This is a genomic window from Streptomyces sp. JHA26, assembly GCF_002005565.1.
Lineage (GTDB): Bacteria > Actinomycetota > Actinomycetes > Streptomycetales > Streptomycetaceae > Streptomyces.
The window spans coordinates 109,267-126,605 of the sequence record NZ_BDJC01000008.1 but is presented as its reverse complement, the minus strand read 5'-3'; the positions used below and the strand labels follow the sequence as shown (position 1 = coordinate 126,605).

The 17,339-nt window shown below is 73.5% G+C and carries 18 protein-coding genes; 6 read left to right on the top strand and 12 right to left on the bottom strand.

The window, feature by feature from the left end; genetic code table 11:
- Window positions 1–11 precede the first annotated feature (11 nt).
- Window positions 12–2,141, top strand: a complete 2,130-nt coding sequence (locus JHAT_RS07530; RefSeq protein ID WP_077797248.1) for a xanthine dehydrogenase family protein molybdopterin-binding subunit — start codon at window positions 12–14, stop codon at window positions 2,139–2,141.
- 59 nt (window positions 2,142–2,200) lie between these two features.
- On the opposite strand, the gene JHAT_RS07525 is transcribed toward JHAT_RS07530, so the two are convergent.
- Window positions 2,201–3,631 (bottom strand): hypothetical protein, encoded by a 1,431-nt coding sequence (locus tag JHAT_RS07525; protein ID WP_107481854.1) that lies wholly within the window; start codon window positions 3,629–3,631, stop codon window positions 2,201–2,203.
- A gap of 205 nt (window positions 3,632–3,836) precedes the next feature.
- On the opposite strand from JHAT_RS07525, the gene JHAT_RS07520 reads away from it, so the two are divergent.
- The 3 genes from JHAT_RS07520 to tgmB all read left to right on the top strand — a co-directional run bounded on the left by JHAT_RS07520 (window position 3,837) and on the right by tgmB (window position 5,453).
- The gene (locus tag JHAT_RS07520; protein WP_077797247.1) at window positions 3,837–4,142 is read left to right on the top strand and encodes a YkvA family protein; all 306 of its coding nucleotides are present in this window, start codon (window positions 3,837–3,839) and stop codon (window positions 4,140–4,142) included.
- Between the two features lie 119 nt (window positions 4,143–4,261).
- Window positions 4,262–4,453, top strand: a complete 192-nt coding sequence (gene tgmA, locus JHAT_RS07515; protein ID WP_031048724.1) for a putative ATP-grasp-modified RiPP — start codon at window positions 4,262–4,264, stop codon at window positions 4,451–4,453.
- A gap of 16 nt (window positions 4,454–4,469) precedes the next feature.
- On the top strand, window positions 4,470–5,453 hold the full coding sequence (tgmB, locus tag JHAT_RS07510) for an ATP-grasp ribosomal peptide maturase (RefSeq protein ID WP_077797246.1): 984 nt from the start codon (window positions 4,470–4,472) through the stop codon (window positions 5,451–5,453).
- Between the two features lie 26 nt (window positions 5,454–5,479).
- Here tgmB and JHAT_RS07505 read toward each other — a convergent pair whose 3' ends face one another.
- From JHAT_RS07505 to JHAT_RS07485, 5 genes are all read right to left on the bottom strand, one after another.
- Window positions 5,480–5,695 carry a hypothetical protein gene (locus JHAT_RS07505; RefSeq protein WP_077797245.1) on the bottom strand — a complete coding sequence of 72 codons (216 nt, stop codon included), beginning with the start codon at window positions 5,693–5,695 and terminating at the stop codon, window positions 5,480–5,482.
- Window positions 5,696–5,913: 218 nt separating this feature from the next.
- On the bottom strand, window positions 5,914–6,174 hold the full coding sequence (locus JHAT_RS07500) for a DUF5133 domain-containing protein (protein ID WP_077797244.1): 261 nt from the start codon (window positions 6,172–6,174) through the stop codon (window positions 5,914–5,916).
- Window positions 6,175–6,341: 167 nt separating this feature from the next.
- Complete coding sequence (locus JHAT_RS07495; protein ID WP_077797243.1) at window positions 6,342–8,111, bottom strand: ABC transporter ATP-binding protein; 1,770 nt, start codon at window positions 8,109–8,111, stop codon at window positions 6,342–6,344.
- A 158-nt stretch (window positions 8,112–8,269) separates the two neighbouring features.
- Window positions 8,270–8,815: a hypothetical protein gene (locus JHAT_RS07490; protein ID WP_171990788.1), complete on the bottom strand. Its 546-nt coding sequence runs from the start codon at window positions 8,813–8,815 to the stop codon at window positions 8,270–8,272.
- Between the two features lie 28 nt (window positions 8,816–8,843).
- The gene (locus JHAT_RS07485) at window positions 8,844–9,368 is read right to left on the bottom strand and encodes an ATP-binding protein (RefSeq protein WP_253195432.1); all 525 of its coding nucleotides are present in this window, start codon (window positions 9,366–9,368) and stop codon (window positions 8,844–8,846) included.
- A gap of 226 nt (window positions 9,369–9,594) precedes the next feature.
- Here JHAT_RS07485 and JHAT_RS07480 point away from each other — a divergent pair, with 226 nt between their 5' ends.
- Together JHAT_RS07480 and JHAT_RS07475 are read left to right on the top strand one after the other, a co-directional pair.
- The gene (locus JHAT_RS07480) at window positions 9,595–9,822 is read left to right on the top strand and encodes a DUF397 domain-containing protein (protein WP_077797241.1); all 228 of its coding nucleotides are present in this window, start codon (window positions 9,595–9,597) and stop codon (window positions 9,820–9,822) included.
- A gap of 141 nt (window positions 9,823–9,963) precedes the next feature.
- Window positions 9,964–10,884, top strand: coding sequence for a helix-turn-helix transcriptional regulator (locus JHAT_RS07475; RefSeq protein WP_077797291.1), 921 nt, complete (start codon window positions 9,964–9,966; stop codon window positions 10,882–10,884).
- A gap of 277 nt (window positions 10,885–11,161) precedes the next feature.
- On the opposite strand, the gene JHAT_RS07470 is transcribed toward JHAT_RS07475, so the two are convergent.
- From JHAT_RS07470 to JHAT_RS07445, 6 genes are all read right to left on the bottom strand, one after another.
- Complete coding sequence (locus tag JHAT_RS07470; RefSeq protein ID WP_077797290.1) at window positions 11,162–11,980, bottom strand: SAM-dependent methyltransferase; 819 nt, start codon at window positions 11,978–11,980, stop codon at window positions 11,162–11,164.
- Between the two features lie 146 nt (window positions 11,981–12,126).
- Complete coding sequence (locus JHAT_RS07465; RefSeq protein WP_077797240.1) at window positions 12,127–13,407, bottom strand: ABC transporter substrate-binding protein; 1,281 nt, start codon at window positions 13,405–13,407, stop codon at window positions 12,127–12,129.
- Window positions 13,404–14,549: a branched-chain amino acid ABC transporter permease gene (locus tag JHAT_RS07460; RefSeq protein WP_077797239.1), complete on the bottom strand. Its 1,146-nt coding sequence runs from the start codon at window positions 14,547–14,549 to the stop codon at window positions 13,404–13,406. The genes JHAT_RS07465 and JHAT_RS07460 overlap by 4 nt, the downstream gene beginning before the upstream one ends.
- Complete coding sequence (locus JHAT_RS07455; RefSeq protein ID WP_077797238.1) at window positions 14,542–15,438, bottom strand: branched-chain amino acid ABC transporter permease; 897 nt, start codon at window positions 15,436–15,438, stop codon at window positions 14,542–14,544. The genes JHAT_RS07460 and JHAT_RS07455 overlap by 8 nt, the downstream gene beginning before the upstream one ends.
- The gene (locus JHAT_RS07450) at window positions 15,435–16,235 is read right to left on the bottom strand and encodes an ABC transporter ATP-binding protein (protein ID WP_077797237.1); all 801 of its coding nucleotides are present in this window, start codon (window positions 16,233–16,235) and stop codon (window positions 15,435–15,437) included. The genes JHAT_RS07455 and JHAT_RS07450 overlap by 4 nt, the downstream gene beginning before the upstream one ends.
- On the bottom strand, window positions 16,232–17,014 hold the full coding sequence (locus JHAT_RS07445) for an ABC transporter ATP-binding protein (RefSeq protein WP_077797236.1): 783 nt from the start codon (window positions 17,012–17,014) through the stop codon (window positions 16,232–16,234). The genes JHAT_RS07450 and JHAT_RS07445 overlap by 4 nt, the downstream gene beginning before the upstream one ends.
- Window positions 17,015–17,339 lie beyond the last annotated feature (325 nt).

Below are 17,339 nucleotides of genomic sequence, written 5' to 3'. Positions count from 1 at the left end.
AGGAGGACTCCATGACCGGCACCGAGACCGTCCTGGGCGCTCCCGCCGAGCGCCGGGAGGGACGGGAGAAGGTCACCGGCACCGCCCGGTACGCCGCCGAGTACGCGTTCCCCGACCGCGCCCACGCCCGGCCCGTGCCCGCGGCGGTCGCACGCGGCCGGGTGACCGGTGTCGACCCCGGGCCCGCGCTCGCGCTGCCCGGCGTGCTCGCGGTGCTCACGCACGAGAACGCGCCCCGACTGGGCGAGCCCGACGATCCCACGCTCGCCCTGCTGCAGAGCCCGCGCGTGCCGCACCGGGGCTGGTCCGTGGGCCTGGTGGTGGGCGAGACGCCGGAGGCGGCCCGGGCGGGCGCCGCCGCCGTCCGCGTCACCTACGAGACGGAGGGCCACGACGTGACGCTCACCGTCGACCACTCCGGGGCCTACGTCCCCGAGAAGGCCAACGGGGGCTTCCCGGCCGTCACCGAACGGGGCGACGCCGACGGCGCCTTCGCGTCCTCGCCGGTCCGGGTGGACGTCGCGTACGAGGTGCCTCCGCTGCACAACCACCCGATGGAGCCGCACGCCAGCACCGCGGTGTGGGACGGCGAGCGGCTGACCGTGCACTCCTCCAGCCAGGGCAGCACCGCCGTGCGGAAGGAACTCGCCGCGCTGTTCGGGCTGTCCGAGGAGCGGATCACGGTCCTCGCCGAGCACGTGGGCGGCGGTTTCGGGTCCAAGGGCACTCCTCGCCCCGACGTGGTCCTGGCCGTGATGGCGGCGCTGCACACCGGCCGGCCCGTCACCGTCGCGCTGCCGCGCCGCCACCTGCCCACCACCGTCGGCCACCGCGCGCCGACCCTGCACCGGCTGCGCCTGGGTGCCGACACCGAAGGGCGGCTCACGTCGCTCTCCCACGAGGCGACCACGCACACCTCGCGGGTGAAGGAGTTCGTGGAGCAGGCGGCGGTCCCCGCGCGCGTCATGTACGGCACTCCGGTCCTGCGCACGCTGCACCGCGTGACGCCCCTGGACGTGCCCACGCCGTCCTGGATGCGCGCCCCGGGCGAGTGTCCCGGCATGTACGCGCTGGAGTCCGCGATGGACGAGCTCGCCGCCGAACTCGGCGTCGACCCGGTGGAGCTGCGGATCCGCAACGAGCCGGAGACCGAACCCGACAGCGGCAGGCCCTTCAGCAGCCGGCACCTCGTGGAGTGTCTGCGCGAGGGCGCGCGCCGGTTCGGCTGGGCGGAGCGCGATCCGCGCCCGGGATCACGCGCCGAGGGCCCCCTGCTGGTGGGCAGCGGGGTGGCCGCCGCCACGTACCCGGTGATGGCCGCGCCCTGCCGCGCCTCGGCCCGGGCGCTGCCCGACGGCGGCTTCCTGGTGCGGGTCAACGCCACGGACATCGGCACCGGGGCCCGGACGGTGTGCGCGCAGATCGCGGCCGACGCGCTCGGCGTGCCCCTGGAACGGATCCGCATCGAGGTGGCGAACAGCGACTTCGGCCTCGCGCCGGTGGCGGGCGGCTCGGCCGGCACCGCCTCCTGGGGCTGGGCCGTGCACGAGGCGTGCGCGCGGCTGGCCGGACGTCTGGAGGGTCCCGTGGGTCCGCTGCCCGACGAGGGCCTCGTGGCCGAGGCCGACACCACCGGCACCGCCGACGCCGAGACACCGTACGCGCGGCACGCGTTCGGGGCGCACTTCGCCGAGGTCGCCGTCGACACGGTGACCGGGGAGGTGCGGGTGAGGCGGATGCTGGGCGTCTTCGCCGCCGGGCGCATCCTCAACGCCCGTACGGCGCGCTCGCAGTTCGTCGGCGGGATGACGATGGGGCTGGGCATGGCGCTGACCGAGGGCAGCACGGTGGACCCGGTGTCCGGCGACTTCGTCGAGCGCGACCTGGCGTCGTACCACGTGCCCGCGCACGCCGACGTCGCGTCCGTGGAGGCGTACTGGGTGGACGAGGAGGACGCCCACCTCAACCCCATGGGCAGCAAGGGGATCGGCGAGATCGGCATCGTCGGTTCGGCGGCGGCCGTCGGCAACGCGGTCCACCACGCCACCGGCATCCGCTTCCGGAAGCTCCCGCTGACCCCCGACCGGGTGCTGTCCGGGCTGCTCGAGCACGAGCACCCCGCGGGCATGCTGAGGGCGTGACGGCGGCCCCCCGCGGTCCGCGCGGGCGTGCGGCGCGGACCCGGGGGGCGGAGGGACGGTCAGTCCGCGACGCGGCGTGCTCCGGTGATCGGGTGGACCGGCCGGCTCCTGGCGGGCGCCTGCGAGGCGACCCGTACGCACAGGGCCGTCAGCGCGACCAGTGACGCCAGTACGGCGGCCCCCACGGCGATCCAGGTGGGCGCGAGGGTGAGGTCGACGGTCCGGGACATCTCCACCGAGGGGGTCACGGTGCCGTAGAGCTTGGCCGCGGCGAGTGCCGCCGGCAGCACGACCGCCACGGCGAGCACCGGCACGGCGGCGCGCACGGTCAGGAGCAGGGCGACGGCCAGGCAGAGCGCCGACGTCCCGAGCGCGAACGCGTAGCCGCGGACGGACGCGTCGTTGTGGTGCAGCGGGAAGTAGGCCACACCGCAGCCGGTGAGCGCGACGACGGTGAGCCAGGCCGGCCAGAGCGCCCGCCGGGCGGCACGTCGGGCCCCGGGGACGCGGTCGCGGTCGCGCGGTGCGTCCTGGGCCCTGCGGCCGCGCGGCGTGCGGTCGCGGGTCCGGTCCCTGCGGGCCGGGCGCGGGAACCGGCGCCGTTCGCGGCCGCGGGGTCCGGCTCCGGCGGGCGCCACCGGTCCGTCGGCGGGTGCCGGAGCCCCGGTCCCGTACGGGTCCTCCGCGACCGGCTGCGCGAGCCGGGGGTCCGGCCGGCCGGCGTGCGTCCGCTGCTCCTCGGCGAGCCGGCCGATCAGTTCGACCAGGTCCTCCACCGGGCGGCCGGTGGCGGCGGCCCGTACGGCCTCCTGCCCGCAGTGCGGCTCCAGGGGGGTTCGGTGCAGCAGGGTCATCAGCCGGGTCACGTCCTCCACCGAGCGGTGCTCCGCCGCGGCGCGGATCGCCTCGTCCGCACTGTCCGGATGGCGGGGCGGCCGGGTCAGCAGGCCGACCAGCCGGGTGACGTCCTCCACCGAGCGGTTGACGCCCACCGCGCGGAGCGCGTCGCCCGTGGCCTGCGCGTACCGGGGGGACTGCTCCAGCATCGTGATGAGGTCGACGACCTCTTCCAGCGGCCGGTCCGCCACGGCGGCGCGCACCAGGTCGCCGACGGGGTCGCCGTACGACCGCGCCGCGTCACCGCGGGCGGCGGGCCCGTGGCCGGGGGTCGCGTGGCCGGCGGGTTCACGGCCCGCGGATTCGTCGGCGAGGAGGTCCTCGTCGGTGAAGAGGTCTTCGTCGGTGAAGAGGTCTTCGTCGTCGAGGTCGTGGACCCGCTCGTGCAGGGCCGACGGGTGGGTGCCGGCCGTCCGGGCCCCGCGCCCCCGCGGGACGGGTTCCCGGGGGCCGGGATCCCGTGGGTCGGGCGAGCGGGCGGCCGAGGACCGGACCGTGTGCGTGCCGGTGACCGTGGTCGTCTCCGCGGTCGGCGGGTCCACGGCGGATATGGCGTACTCGGGTGTACGGGGTGATGAGGAGCCGGTGGTCATGGTCTTCTCCGTGGGATGGGGGTGCGGCCGCCCTGCGTCCCCGACGTGCGACACGCGATGGGTGGTGCCATTACTAGGCGCGTCCACCGCGCGCTGCCACTCGGGCGGGCCACGGGGATGAGGAACCCGGCGGGCGGCCTTGTCCCCGCGCCGAGCGGGAAGGCGACGGACGAGGCGTGTGCCGCGTACCGGAAGGAGGGGCGGGGTGGACACGACCACGGTGGTGATCGCCGCGGCGGTGGCGCTCGCGGCCGTCGCGCTCTGCGTGGCCGTCGGCGTCCTGGTGCGGCTGGTCCGCACCCGACGGGCCCTCAGGAGGGCGGGGCTGCCCGCCGGCCCCCGGTGGGTCTTCTGGGGCGCCGTCCTCTACTTCGTGCTGCCGGCGGACCTCGTGCCCGATCCGGTGTACCTGGACGACGTCGGCGTCCTGCTCCTCGCCCTGCGCTCCCTGCGCGGCTCCCCCGGCCGGCGGGACCGGGGCGCGGGCCCGCCCCACGACTACGCTGCGTGAGGAAACCATTCACGCGTTCGACTCGTATAAGTCTCTGGAAGCCGAAGGAAGTCGGCGGACCAGGCGACGGCGCACAGGAACCATCGCTTGATCGGCGCAGCACCGACCAGGGAGAGACGATGCAACCGTTCGCGCTCGACTACGCACGGCCCGCAGTGGAGTTGGAGGCCACCACTCCGTACGTCTACGACTCCGGGCTGCAGTTGAACGTGCTCCTCGACGGGCGTGTGGCCGCCTGTGACCACGCGCTGTTGAGAGAACTGGGGACCACGACCTCCACGGCGGGGTCGAAGACTCACTTCGACGACTGAACACGGGCCGTCGAGAATGACCGTGCTGATCCTGACCTGTGAAGAGGACGTCACCGCGGACATGGTGGTCGTGCACCTGAACGCGTCGGGCGTGCCGGTGGTCCGTCTGGACCCCGCCGACCTGACCCGCTCCGTCGCACTCTCCGGCGAGTTCGCGCACGGCTCCTTCCGCGGCCACCTCTCGTCGGGGGGCCGCCTGGTGAGCATCGGCGGGCTGCGGTCCGTCTGGGTGCGCAGACCGGGCGATGCGGCCGCGCGGGCCGCCGAGCCCTCGACGTGGCTGACCGAGGAGTCCGCGCAGGCGCTCTACGGCATGCTCCGCGGCTGCGGGGCACGGTGGATGAACCAGCCCGACGCCGCCCACCGGGCCCGGTACAAGCCCTGGCAACTGCGCCTCGCCCAGGAGTGCGGGCTGCCCGTGCCGGCCACGCTGATCACGACGTTCCCGCGGGCGGCACGCGAGTTCGCCGACCGCTACCCGGACCTCGTGGTCAAGCCCGTCTCCGGCGCGCACCCGCAGGATCCGCCGTTGGCGGTGCCGACCAGCCGGGTTCCGCCCGAGGCGGACTTCTCCGCCGTCGCCCACGGTCCGACGCTGCTGCAACGCCGGGTCGCCAAGCGCGCCGACGTCCGTCTCACCGCCGTCGGCGACCGGCTGCTCGCCGCCCGCAGGGCGGTCCTCGCCGACCGGGACACGGAGGTGGACGTCCGCTTCTCCTCGTCCGGTGAGCCGTGGCGGCCGGCCGAGGTGCCGCGCCGCGTCGCCGGGGCCGTGCTCGCCTACATGCGCGGGGCGCGCCTGGCGTACGGGGCCTTCGACTTCGCCGAGGACGGTGACGGCACCTGGTGGTTCCTGGAGTGCAACCAGTCGGGCCAGTTCGGCTTCGTCGAGGTGGACACGGGCCAGCCGATAGCCCGCACCATCGCCGAGTGGCTGGCCCGTCCGGGCGGTGCGGAGACGGAGGCGGCGGACGGCGCGGATCCGGCGGTCGTGGGGTGAGCCCCGTCGTCGTGGGGTGAGCCCCGTCAGTGCGGGCGCGGGCCGGGCAGGAGTGCGGTGCGCTGCCAGCCCGCGCCGGGGGACGGGGTGCGCTCCGCGCCGGGCAGGTGACCGGGCGAACGCAGGGGGCGCATGACGACCTCCAGTTCCCTGTTCACTCGCTCGGCCTCCCGGCGCACCTGCGTGGGGACGTCACCGCATTCGGCGACGAGTCGGTCGTAGATGGGGGAATCCTGGAACACCCGTCAACGTGCCTTTCGTGTCGTCCGCCCCCGTACGGAGGCGCGACTGTGCAGTCTAGGCGTCCGGACCGTCGGTGGTGCGCTTTCCCCCCGAGCAGGGGACAGGGGGTTCGGAGGCGGGGGCCACCCGTCGTCCCGGCCGGTCACGCGGCGGGGCCCGTCCCGCGGGGACCCGACGGACCCGGCCCCCCGCGGGACGGGCCCCGCGTACGACGGTGTCACACGGCCAGCGGCAGTCCGTTCTCCCCGTCCGGGTCCGCCGTCCGGACGGCGTCCGGGGCCCGCCCCTTGGCGAGCAGCGCGTCCGCCTTGGCCACCGCGTCGTGGATGCCGGTCGTCGCCATCATCACGCACAGCGTGTAGCTGACGTCCGCCAGTTCGCGCGCCGTCGCCGGCCGCTCCCTCTCCGCCTGAGCGATCCGCAGTGACGCGTACCGCGTCAGCAACTCCCTGACGACCTTCGGGTCCGGTTCGAGCACGAAGCGCCCCTCTCTCGATTTTCGCTGCGTATGCCCGAACCCTGACGAAACATTCACATCGTGAGCGCTCCTGTCCGCAGTTGACGAAATTCCTTCGGTCCGTGTCCGACCGGCGTCCCGACACGTCGACAACAAGCGGGAAAAGGTGCAGAACTCCGGGGTGGCGGTCAGGCGACCTGCCCGCTGTGCAGGGCCGTGTAGGCCCCTCCCCTGCGCAGGAGCTCCTCATGGGTGCCGGTCTCCAGGATGCGGCCCTCCCCCATCACCACGATCCGGTCCGCGCCCCGCACGGTGGACAGCCGGTGCGCCACGACGAAGGTGGTCCGTCCCTTCAGCAGCCGGGCGAGAGCCTGCTGGACGAGCGCCTCCGAACGGGTGTCCAGGGCGGAGGTGGCCTCGTCCAGGACGAGCACCTTGGGGTCGCGGATCAGGGCCCGCGCGATGGCCAGGCGCTGACGCTGCCCGCCGGACAGCCGGGCGCCGTGCTCCCCGACCAGGGTGTCCAGGCCCTGCGGCAGCCTCTCGACGAACTCCAGCGCGTTGGCGTCGCGCAGCGCCGCGCGCACCGTCCCCTCGTCGGCGTCGTCCATGCCGTAGGCGACGTTCTCCCGGATCGTGCCGTCGAAGAGGATCGACTCCTGCGGCACCACCGAGACGAAGCGCCGGTAGGTGCGCAGGTCCAGGGTGTCCATGTCGGCGCCGTCGAGCAGCAGCCGGCCGCTGGTGGGGCGCAGGAAGCCGATCACCAGGTTGAGCACGGTGGACTTGCCCGCCCCGGACGCGCCGACCAGCGCGACGGTCTCGCCGGGCTCGACCGCGAGGATGAAGTCGCGTACAGCGGGCCGCCCGTCGCCCTCGTAGACGTGGCCGACGTTCTCGAAGGTGACGGCCCCGCGCAGGGAGGTGAGCTCCGCCTTGCCCTCGTTGTCCTCCAGTTCGGGCGCCTGGAGCACCTCGCCGACCGAACGGACGGACTCCAGGCCCTTGGTGATGACCGGGGCGAGGCCCGCCAGCGTGGTCGTGGAGTTGGTCAGCGTGGTCAGGAAGGCGCTGAGCATGACGACGTCGCCGGCGCTCACGCCCCACACGTCGTAGTACGAGATCAGCGCCGCACCCGCGAGGACCAGGACGCCGACGACGTTGAGCACGACCCAGGACAGCGAGCCGAAGCGGCCGTTGACCAGGTCCAGGCGCATGCCGGAGGTGAGCAGCCGCTCCAGGGTGCCGTCCATGCGGCGCAGCGCCTTGCCCTCCAGTCCGTGGGCGCGGGTGACCGGGATGAGCCGGGTCATCTCCGTGACACGGGAGGAGAGGGTCTCCACCTCGTGCCGGAAGTGCTCGTTGTGGGCGCGCAACCGGGCGCGCAGGCGTGCGACGAGGAGGGAGGCGGCGGGCACCACGACGAGGAAGACGGGCAGGAACTCCGGTGTGCGGACGGCGATGATGACGAGGCCCCCGGTGAGGACGGTGAGCGCGCCGAGGCCGGTCTCGGCGGTCTGCTGCACCATCTGTTCCACGGTCTCCACGTCCCGCACGACCTTGGCCTGCAGGACGCCGGCGCTGACGCGCGCGTGGTAGCCGATGGAGAGCTGCTGCATGCGTGTGCACAGCGCGGAGCGCAGCGCGGTGCCCATGCGGCGGACGCTGCCGTACAGGAGGCGGACGTACAGCAGGTGCAGCGGGTAGTTGACCACCAGGATGAACATGATGATCCCGGTGCTGGTCCACAGGGTGCCGATCGGCCGGTGCTGGACGACGGTGTCGATGATGGACGCGGTGATGAGGGGCAGCAGCCAGACGGGGCTGTGCTTGACGGTGAACACGACGACCGCCCCGGCCAGTCGGCGGCGGTCGGCGCGCAGCAGGTAGACGAGCGTGCGTATCGGGTGCTCGCCCCGGTAGCGGTGGTCGAGCGGCTTTTCCAACGACGACGCCATCGGCGTGGTCCTCCTGGTGACCGAAGGGGCGGAGCAAGCGCTTTCCGCATCGCGCTTTCTTACCTCTTCGGCCGGGTCCGCGCCACACCGTCCCGCGGACCGGGAAGGCGTGCGCCGGGAGGAGACCCGCGCCTTCTCCCCCGTGGAGGGCGCGGGTCTCAGTCTCCGAGCGTGCGGGCCAGTTCGGTGCTGGCCCGCGTGATCTCGCTGTCGCCCTCCGCCATCAGCCGCTTCAGCTCGCCCCGCCGGGCGCGGACGGCCTGGCGTGCGGCGCGCTCCCACGCCACCGGGTTCTCCCGGTGGTTGAGGAGCTTGGGGTAGGCGGCCGCGGTGGTCTCCCACTGCCTGGCGTCGGCGATGTTCTTGAGCAACTGGATGATCTGCGCCCGGCAGTTCACCTGGGGCCACTGGGCCAGCTCCCAGAGGAAGGGCACGGTCGCGGCGGTGGCCTGTTCGACCACGAAGCCGTACTGGCAGATCCGTTTCCGGAGATCGGCGAGGGCGGCCCGGGCGGTCTCGGCGTCACCCCGGGCGACCTGGTCGAGCAGTCGGGGGATGGCCGTGGCCGAACCGGTGGAGTCCTGGATCTCGCTCCAGGGCACCTGGTCCAGACCGGCGAGGGGCGCGGTACGGAGCGAACCGGCCGGCGACGTGTGGCGGTCGGCGTGCCGGGTGAGCGGCTGAGGTGTCGGAGCGCTGCGCATGGCGTGGGGCCCTTCCGCGGCAGTCGGGTCAGGTCAGGGGGTGGGTCGACAACGCGGCCCAGACGGTCTTGCCCGCCGGAGGTCTCGGGGTCCAGCCCCACTCCTCCGCCAGGGCCTCGAGGATGCACAGACCGCGTCCGTGCTCACGCAGGCCGTGGTCGTCGGGTGAGGTGCGCACGGGCGCGCCGCCCCCGGGGTCGGAGACGCTCAGCGTCAGACGGCCGGGGCCCAGGGTGAGCGCCGGCCCGATCTCCGGCCGGCCCGTCGCGGCCGGCGGCACCGTGTGCGCCACGGCGCTGGCGGCGAGTTCGGTGACCACGAGGACCGCGTCGTCACCGCGGTGGTCGAGGGACCACCGGTGCAGTGTCTCCCGGGTGAACGCCCGGGCACGTGCGAAGCCCTCCCCGCTGCAGGCGATGCGCAGCACCGCGGGCGCGGGACGGACGGGCGGTGCCGCGTGGGCGGTGGGGGACGGCCGCCCGGCGGGGCGGGCGGCCGCTCGTGTCGTGCGCGGGAGCCCGTCGAACCGGCTCGCCGTCTCCGTCTCCGGCACGGGTCCGCCGGGTGATCGGAGCGTTAAGTGTGCAGGTGACGACACGACATCTCCCTGATGCGACGTCAGTGAGGGGCGACAGCCAGGGGGTTGACGCCACGGCTATTATCCACGCAGAACGTGATCGCGTGCAATTGCACGAGAAATTGCGCAGAAAAAAATCGGACGGGAGCGCGTGAGGGCCGACGTGACGCGGCCCGCTCCCCCGGACAGCAAGGAGGCTGCGGTGCCACCAGTGCGGAACGGAGTGCGCGCCAGTTCGCTGGACGTCCGCTGGAAGAAGAGCCGGCACAGCAACGCCGAGGGCAACTGCGTCGAGGTCGCCCTCGTGGACGGGGGCGTCGCGATGCGCAACTCGCGCGATCCGGACGGCCCCGCGCTCGTCTACACCTCCGCGGAGATCGCCGCCTTCCTCGCCGGCGCGAAGGACGGCGAGTTCGACCACCTTCTGTGACGACGGGCGGGCCGTGGCCGCCGTAGCGCACGCCGACGGCGAAGCGGAGGCCAACTACCCGATTTTCGCGGGCTCATGCGGTGGCGACCGGAAGGGTGAGATAGTGTGTTCATCAAGTCTGCCGGTCTGCTGGGAGTCAGGATGTCCGCCGCGCCGCCCCGCATCTCCCGTCTCGAACCCTATCTGGAACGGACCGCGCCGGCTCCCACCCTGCTGAAGATGCTCGTCGGCGTGCAGCTGGCGGGTTACCGCGAGGACGCCGGCCTGTCCCAGGACCAGGCGGCGCGGGAGCTGAGGTTCAGCCCGGCGAAGCTGTCGCGCATCGAGTCCGGCAAGGGGCGCAGGCCCCCGACGGAGAACGACGTCCGCGCGCTGCTGGAGCTCTACGGCACCGACCCCTACGAGGCGTCGGTGCTGCTGAAGCTGTTGCAGCGCGCGGGCGAGCCGGGCTGGTGGCAGCGGTACGACAAACGCCTGATGCCCGAGTGGTTCGACCGCCTGGTCGGCCTCCAGGAGGCCGCGGCGACCATCCGCACCTTCGAGATCCAGTACGTTCCCGGACTGCTCCAGACCGCGGACTACACCCGTGCCGTCGTCGAGCGCGGCCTGCCGAACGCCCCGGCCGGCGAGGTGCAGCGGCGTGTCGAACTGCGGATGCGCCGGGCCGAGTTGCTGCACCGCGCGGACGCGCCACAGCTGTGGGCGATCATCGACGAGTCGGTGCTGCTCCGCGTGCTGGGCAGCCGCGACGTCATGCGGGAACAGCTCGAACACCTCATCACGATGGCCGGGCAGCCCCATGTGACCCTGCAGATCGTGCCGTTGGACGTGACCAACGCGTCGGCGCCCGCGATCCCGGTGACGTACCTGCGCTTCGGCGGCAGCGACCTGCCCGACGTGGTCTACCTGGAGCACATCAGGAGCGCCAACTTCCTCGAGGACCTCGACGAGACCGAGGAGTACCGGGTCGCCCTGGACCGCCTGGCCGACGAGGCGCTGACTCCGCGCGAGTCCCTGGAGATGCTCCGCGAGACGGTGTCGGGGCGTTACGCCGCGAGGTGAGCGTACGGGGGCGGGTGGGGCGACGACACCCGGCGGGCTCGGCCGCGGAGGGGCCGAGCGTCGCGTTTCCGCCGTCGTGCACGGCCCGGTGTTCCGTGCCGGCTAGGGCCTGTTGCGAAAGTGGCCTCGTCGCCCGAAGGGCGGCCGCGCGGCGTCCGGTGCGTGCTCTCGGCGTGCCGCCCGGAAGCCCTCGTACTGGGCGTACTCGGGCTTCCGGGCGGTGCGGCGAGAGTGCGTGCCGGGCGTCGCGCGGCAGAGGCCACTTTCGCAACAGGCCCTAGCGGATGCGGCCGAGGCCGCCGAACTCGATCCACTCGTCGGTGAGCTGGCGGGGAACCACCTCGCTGTCCGGGCGCCAGGTGGAGACCTCCACCAGGCCCGGCTCCAGGATGTCCATGCCCTCGAACCAGGCCGCGACGTCCTTCGGCTCGCGGACACGGCCCCAGCGGCCCTGCGTCGCCTCGTCCATGAACTCCGTGACGGACTTCCGCACTTCGGCGTCCTCGCTGACCAGCTGGCACATCACGGCGTAGCTGCCGGACACGAGCCGCTCGGTCACGCGGCGGACCACGGCCATCGGCCCGTCGGTCTCGCTGTCCGGGATGCAGTGGAAGACCGAGTTGAACAGCACCGCCACCGGTTGCGAGAAGTCGATCAGACGCTGCGTGTCCGGGTGGGAGAAGATCTCCTCCGTCGAGCGCATGTCGGCGTGTATGACCGCGGTGCGGTCGTTCTGGTCGAGCAGCGCCCGGCCGTGGACCAGCACCATCGGGTCGTTGTCGACGTAGACCACGCGGGCTTCGGGGTCGACGCGCTGCGCGATGGTGTGGACGTTGTCCTGCGTGGGCAGGCCGGACCCGTGGTCGAGGAACTGCCGTATGCCGTAGTCCTCCGCGAGGACCCTGACGACGCGCTGCAGGAAACGCCGGTTGTTCAGGGCCAGCCGGCGCGTGCTGGGGACGACCTTGTCGAGCTGCTCGACCGCCGCCCGGTCGGCCGCGTAGTTGTCCTTGCCACCCAGGTAGTAGTCGTACATACGTGCGGCCGTTGGCACGTTGGCGTCGATCTCCGTGGACAGCTGCTTGTCGGCTTGCATCATTCCCCCAGCTCCGTACCGCGCCCACCGCACCGGCATGACAGAGAGTACATCCTAGAGACCCGGTGGTCAGGCGAACCAGGGGTCAGGCCGAAGGACCGTCAAGGAGGCTTTGTGAGGCGCTACTTGACGGTCCATCACCATTGTCAGCCGCGTGCGGCCAGGTACGCGTCGACGCCGGGTGCCTGGTGGGCCTCCTCCACGCCGACCAGGCCGCCGACGGCCTCGGCGTCGGGCTTCAGCACGTAGGTGGAGCGGCTCGCGGGCACGGAGACGTCCGTGAAGTCCTGCGGGGTGCCGAGGCCGGTGTCGGCGTCGTGCTGCGAACGGTGCGCCTCGACCACGTCCTCGCGGGTGAGGCTGCCGCCCTCGCAGGCCTTCTTCAGGTCGGCACCGATCAACCGGGCGGCGTTGTACCCGGAGAGCACGCCCGAGTCGGCCGGTGACCCCGGGTACTTCTTCGCGTAGGAGGCGACCATCTTCCGGACGCCCGGCAGGTCCGAGCTGACGGCCGGTGCCGCGCTGACCACGTGCACCATGGCCTCCAGCGCCTTCGCCGCGGGCGTCTTCATCAGCTGCGGGGCGTACCCCGGCGCGCTGCTGACGATCGGCACCGTCAGGCCCTTGGAGGCCGCCACGCCGGCGAGGGAGGCGGTCTGGGCGGGGCCGGCGCTGATCAGGACGGCCTTCACCCCCGCCTTGTCCAGCGCCGACACCTGCGCGGACAGGTCGGTGTCGGTGGCCTTGATCTTCTGGCCGACCACCTTCATCCCGGCCTTCTCGGCGGCCCACGTCGAGCCCTCCAGCGCGTTGGCGCCGTAGTCGCCCTCGAAGTAGACGTGGCCGATGGTGTCGCCCTCGGCGACCTTCTTGGTGCGGGTCAGGAAGTCGACGGCGGCGATCATGTCGAGGTCGTAGGTGGTGCCGAGGACCTGGACGGAGTCCTTGCCGAGCAGGGAGGCCGCCCAGGCCTGCGGGAAGGTCAGCATGTGGTCGCGTTCGAGGTCGTCGAGCAGGGCGGCGACCACCGGCGAGCCGATGACCTGGGGCAGGGCGACGACGTCCGGGGAGATGTCGGCGTAGGCGGTGACCGCCTTCTGCACGTCGTAGCCGTGGTCCTTGACGACGATCTCCACCTTGCGTCCGCAGATGCCGCCCGCGGCGTTGGTCTCGTCGGCCCACATCTGCTGGGCCTGCACGATGCTCTTGCCGAGGGTGGCGTAGGGGCCGGTGAGGTCGGTCAGGGCGCCCAGCCTGATGGCCTTGTCGCTGACACCGGGACCGGCCTTGACGCCGTCGGCGCCGTCGGTGGTGCTCTTGCCATCCGCCTTGGAGCTGCAGGCGGTGCCCGCGAGCAGCACGGCGGCCAGGGCCGCGGCCAGCGCGGCGGTCCGGGTGGCGCGGGGCCTGGGGTGCGTGACGTTCACGGGGTGTGCTCCTCGGCTCGTGCGGTGGTGGCAGGGGTGGTCCGGGGCGTGGCCCCGGGGTCGGGAGGTCCGGTGACCGGGGGCCTGTGGCGCAGCCGGGCGCGGGCGCGGCGGGCCAGGCCGTGCAGGCCGTCGGGGGCGAAGAGGAGGATCACGACGATCGCCGCGCCGTAGAGGTAGCGGGCGGCCTCGGTGGGCCCGATCGAGCCGTCGCCGGAGCCGGGGGTCGCCACCAGGGGCAGCTGGTCGGCGTAGCGCGTCATCAGCAGGGGCAGCGCGGTGACGAAGACGGCCCCGGCGGTGGCCCCGGCGACGGATCCCAGGCCGCCGATGACGATCATGGCGAGGTAGTCGACGGACAGGGCGAGGGAGAAGTAGTCGGGCACGACGCGGCGGAAGGAGAGCGCCAGCAGCACGCCGGCGAGGCCCGCGTACATCGAGGAGACGACGAACGCCGCCGAGCGGTACCCCGCCACGTGGACGCCCATCACGGACGCCGCCGTCTCGCTGTCGCGCAGCGCCGCCAGGGCGCGCCCGGGGCGTCCGCGCAGCAGCCCGCGCGCGGTGAACCAGGTGACGGCGAACAGGGCGAGGCCCAGGTACCAGAGCCGTTCCTCGGACCCGAACGGCACGCCGAGGACCGTCAGTTCCGGGTCGGACTCGGCGAACGTGAATCCGCCGAGCTCCAGCGGCGGCACCGAGCGGCCGTTGAAGCCGCCGGTGACGGAGTCCGCGGTGAGCAGGACGTGGTGGCCGAGGAAGACGAGGGCGAGGGTGGCCACGCCCAGGTAGATGCCCTTCACCCGGGCGGCGACGGGACTGAACAGTCCGCCCGCGGCCCCGGCGAGCAGGACCGCGAGGACCGCGGCGAGCGCCGGCGGCAGCCCCGGCCCGGGCTCGCCCGCCAGCCACACGTAGCCGTAGGCGCCGACGGCGAGGAAGAAGGCGTGGCCGAGGGAGAGCTGTCCCGCGGTGCCGCTGAGCAGGCCGAGTCCCACGGCACCGATGGCGGCGGCCATCGAGAACAGGCCGATGCGCAGCCAGAAGGCGTCCAGGTAGAAGGGCAGGGCGCACAGGAGGAGGGCGGACAGCAGCAGCGGACCGCGCCGCAGGAGGCCGTTCGCCTCGCGGAGGTCAGACACGGGCCGCTCCCTTCGCCGCGAACAGTCCCGCCGGGCGGACCAGGAGGACCAGCACCATCACCGCGTACGGGGCGACGTCGCCGAAGCCCTCGCCGAGGACGTGCAGGTCGGACTGGTAGCCGGCGACGAACGCCTCGGTGAGGCCGATCAGCATGCTGCCGACCAGGGCGCCGACCGGGGAGGCCATGCCGCCGAGGATGGCGGCGGGGAAGGCCTTGAGGGCGATCTGCCCGGTGGTGCGCTCCAGGCCCGGCGCCGGGAAGGCGACGAGGAAGACCGCGGCGAGCGCGGCGAGTCCGCCGGCCAGGCACCAGGCGACGGTGCGGATCCGGGTCAGTCGTACGCCCATGAGGGCGGCGGCCTCGGCGTCCTCGGCCGCCGCGCGCAGGGCGAGGCCCCACGGGGTGAACCGGAAGAGGGCGAAGGCGCCGCCCATGGCCACGGCGGACACCAGGATCGCGGCGACGCGGCTGTCGGCGACGGTCACCGGACCCAGGTCGGTCACCGCGTCGCCCCAGGGGTCGCCGAGGGGCAGCAGGTCGCCGCCGATGCGCCGGGCCAGGTCGGTGACCAGGACGATGTCGATGCCGATGGTCACGATGGTCTGCACGTGGGCGCCGTGGGCGTCCTGCTCCCCGCGCTGGAGGAGCAGCCGGTCGAGCGCGCCGGCCACGGCGGCGGTGACGACGACGGCGAGGGCCAGCGCACCGGCGAAGCCGAGGTCGTCGTGGAGGACGGCGACGAGGTAGCCGCCGAGCAGCAGCAGGGAGCCGTGGGCGAAGTTGAGGACGCCGGAGGCCTTGAAGATGGTGACGAAGCCGAGCGCGATCAGGGCGTAGACCGAGCCGAGGGCCAGGCCGTTGAGGAGGTTGTCGAGGAAACCGTTCATGCCGCGTCCTCCCCCGTGGTTCCGGTGCCGAGGTAGGCGCGCAGCACCTCGGGGTCGCGGCGGACCTCGTCCGGGGTGCCGTGGGCGATGGCCCTGCCGAAGTCGAGGACGGTGACGTCGTCGGCGAGCCGCATGACCAGGCCCATGTCGTGCTCCACCAGGACGACGGAGAGGCCGAGTTCGGCGCGGACCTCCCGGACGACCTCGGTCATGCGCACGCGTTCGGCGGCGTTCATGCCCGCCACGGGTTCGTCGAGCAGCAGCACACGGGGCTCCAGGCAGAGGGCGCGGGCGAGTTCGACCCGCTTGCGGTCGCCGTAGGGGAGCAGGGCGACGGGCGAGTCGAAGTGGGCCCCGATCCCGGTGAGTTCGGCGATCTCGCGGGCCTTGGCGAGGTGTTCGCGCTGTTCGCGCACGGCGCGCGGCAGGCGCAGGGCGCTGGCGGCGAAGCCGGCGCGGGTCAGGGCGTGACGGCCGAGCATCAGGTTGTCGGCGACGGTGCCCTGGGTGGTGACGATGTTCTGGAAGGTGCGGGCCACGCCGAGGGCGGCGATCCGGTGCGGGGCGAGCCGGGTCAGTTCGGCGTCGCCGAGCCGTACGGTGCCGGCGGCGGGCCGGTACAGGCCCGACAGGACGTTGAAGCAGGTGGACTTGCCGGCGCCGTTGGGTCCGATGACGGCGTGCACGGTGCCCGGGGCGACCGTGAAGGAGACGTCGTCGAGGGCGGTGAGGCCGGCGAAGCGCACGGTCACGCCGCGGACCTCGAGCACGGGGGGCGCGGTGGTACGGGTGGTCACGCGGCCCCCTGGTCGTCGGCGGTCTCGCCCAGGTAGAGGCGGCGTACGGCGTCGGTGCGCGCGAGTTCGGCGGCGGGGCCGGACAGGCGGATCTCGCCGACCTCCAGGACGTGGGCGTGGCTCGCGAGGGAGAGCGCCATGCCGGCGTTCTGCTCGACCAGGAGGACCGCGGTGCCCTGGGTGTTGATCTCGCGGACCACCTCGGCGATCCGGTCCACCATGAGCGGGGCGAGCCCGAGGGAGGGCTCGTCCAGGAGGAGCAGGCGGGGGGCCGCCATCAGGGCGCGTCCGATGGCCAGCATCTGCTGCTCGCCGCCGGACAGCAGGCCCGCGGCCTGACGGGTGCGTTCGGCGAGGCGCGGGAAGAGGGCGAAGACGCGGTCCCGGGCCTCGCGGACCTGGGCCGGGGCGCGCCGGGAGAGGCCGAGGCCGCCGGCCCGCAGGTTCTCGTCGACGGTGAGTCCGGCGAACACCCGCCTGCCCTCGGGCACCTGCACGACGCCGGCGCGGACGGCGGCGACCGGGTCGCGGCCGTCGAGGGCCGTGTCGCCGTGGCGGACCCGGCCGGCCGTGATCGCGCCGCGGTGCAGGCGCAGGGTGCCCGACACGGCGCGCAGCAGGGTCGTCTTGCCGGCGCCGTTGGCACCGAGCAGTGCGACGACGCCGCCGTGCGGGACGGTCAGGGACACGGAACGGAGGGCGGACAGGGCGCGGCCGTACGTCACGTCGAGGTTCTCGACGTGCAGCGCGGGCTCACCGTCCGGTGGTGCTGCGGGCATCGCGGCTCCTGAGGACCGTGCCGGGAGGGCACGGTGACGGGGAAGGGGCGCTCACCACAGCACGGGGGGCGGGGTGCGTACAGGGGGTGCGGGGTGGGTCGCTGCGGTGTCCCAGTCGGGGGGCGGGGAGTCTGTGCGGATGCCCACTCTGTGTGGGTGGGGTGGGTGGCCGGTGTGGGTGCGGGGCGGGGGTGCGCGGCCCGGCGCTGACGGGGTGCCTTCCCCAGAGGGGTGTACCCCCAGCGCCCACCCTCCCCCACTCTCGGCTTCGCTCGAGCGGGGGGACCCCCATCGCCCTGGGGGTACCTCCCAGGCCGTTCAGGCA

What these genes read in the sequence shown, in the direction of transcription:
- tgmB (WP_077797246.1), top strand. Translation starts at nt 4,470, where the DNA reads ATGACCGTGCTGATCCTGACCTGTGAAGAGGACGTCACCGCGGACATG.
- JHAT_RS07475 (WP_077797291.1), top strand. Translation starts at nt 9,964, where the DNA reads ATGTCCGCCGCGCCGCCCCGCATCTCCCGTCTCGAACCCTATCTGGAA.
- JHAT_RS07530 (WP_077797248.1), top strand. Translation starts at nt 12, where the DNA reads ATGACCGGCACCGAGACCGTCCTGGGCGCTCCCGCCGAGCGCCGGGAG.
- JHAT_RS07470 (WP_077797290.1), bottom strand. Translation starts at nt 11,980, where the DNA reads ATGCAAGCCGACAAGCAGCTGTCCACGGAGATCGACGCCAACGTGCCA.
- JHAT_RS07445 (WP_077797236.1), bottom strand. Translation starts at nt 17,014, where the DNA reads ATGCCCGCAGCACCACCGGACGGTGAGCCCGCGCTGCACGTCGAGAAC.
- tgmA (WP_031048724.1), top strand. Translation starts at nt 4,262, where the DNA reads ATGCAACCGTTCGCGCTCGACTACGCACGGCCCGCAGTGGAGTTGGAG.
- JHAT_RS07495 (WP_077797243.1), bottom strand. Translation starts at nt 8,111, where the DNA reads ATGGCGTCGTCGTTGGAAAAGCCGCTCGACCACCGCTACCGGGGCGAG.
- JHAT_RS07525 (WP_107481854.1), bottom strand. Translation starts at nt 3,631, where the DNA reads ATGACCACCGGCTCCTCATCACCCCGTACACCCGAGTACGCCATATCC.
- JHAT_RS07490 (WP_171990788.1), bottom strand. Translation starts at nt 8,815, where the DNA reads ATGCGCAGCGCTCCGACACCTCAGCCGCTCACCCGGCACGCCGACCGC.
- JHAT_RS07455 (WP_077797238.1), bottom strand. Translation starts at nt 15,438, where the DNA reads ATGAACGGTTTCCTCGACAACCTCCTCAACGGCCTGGCCCTCGGCTCG.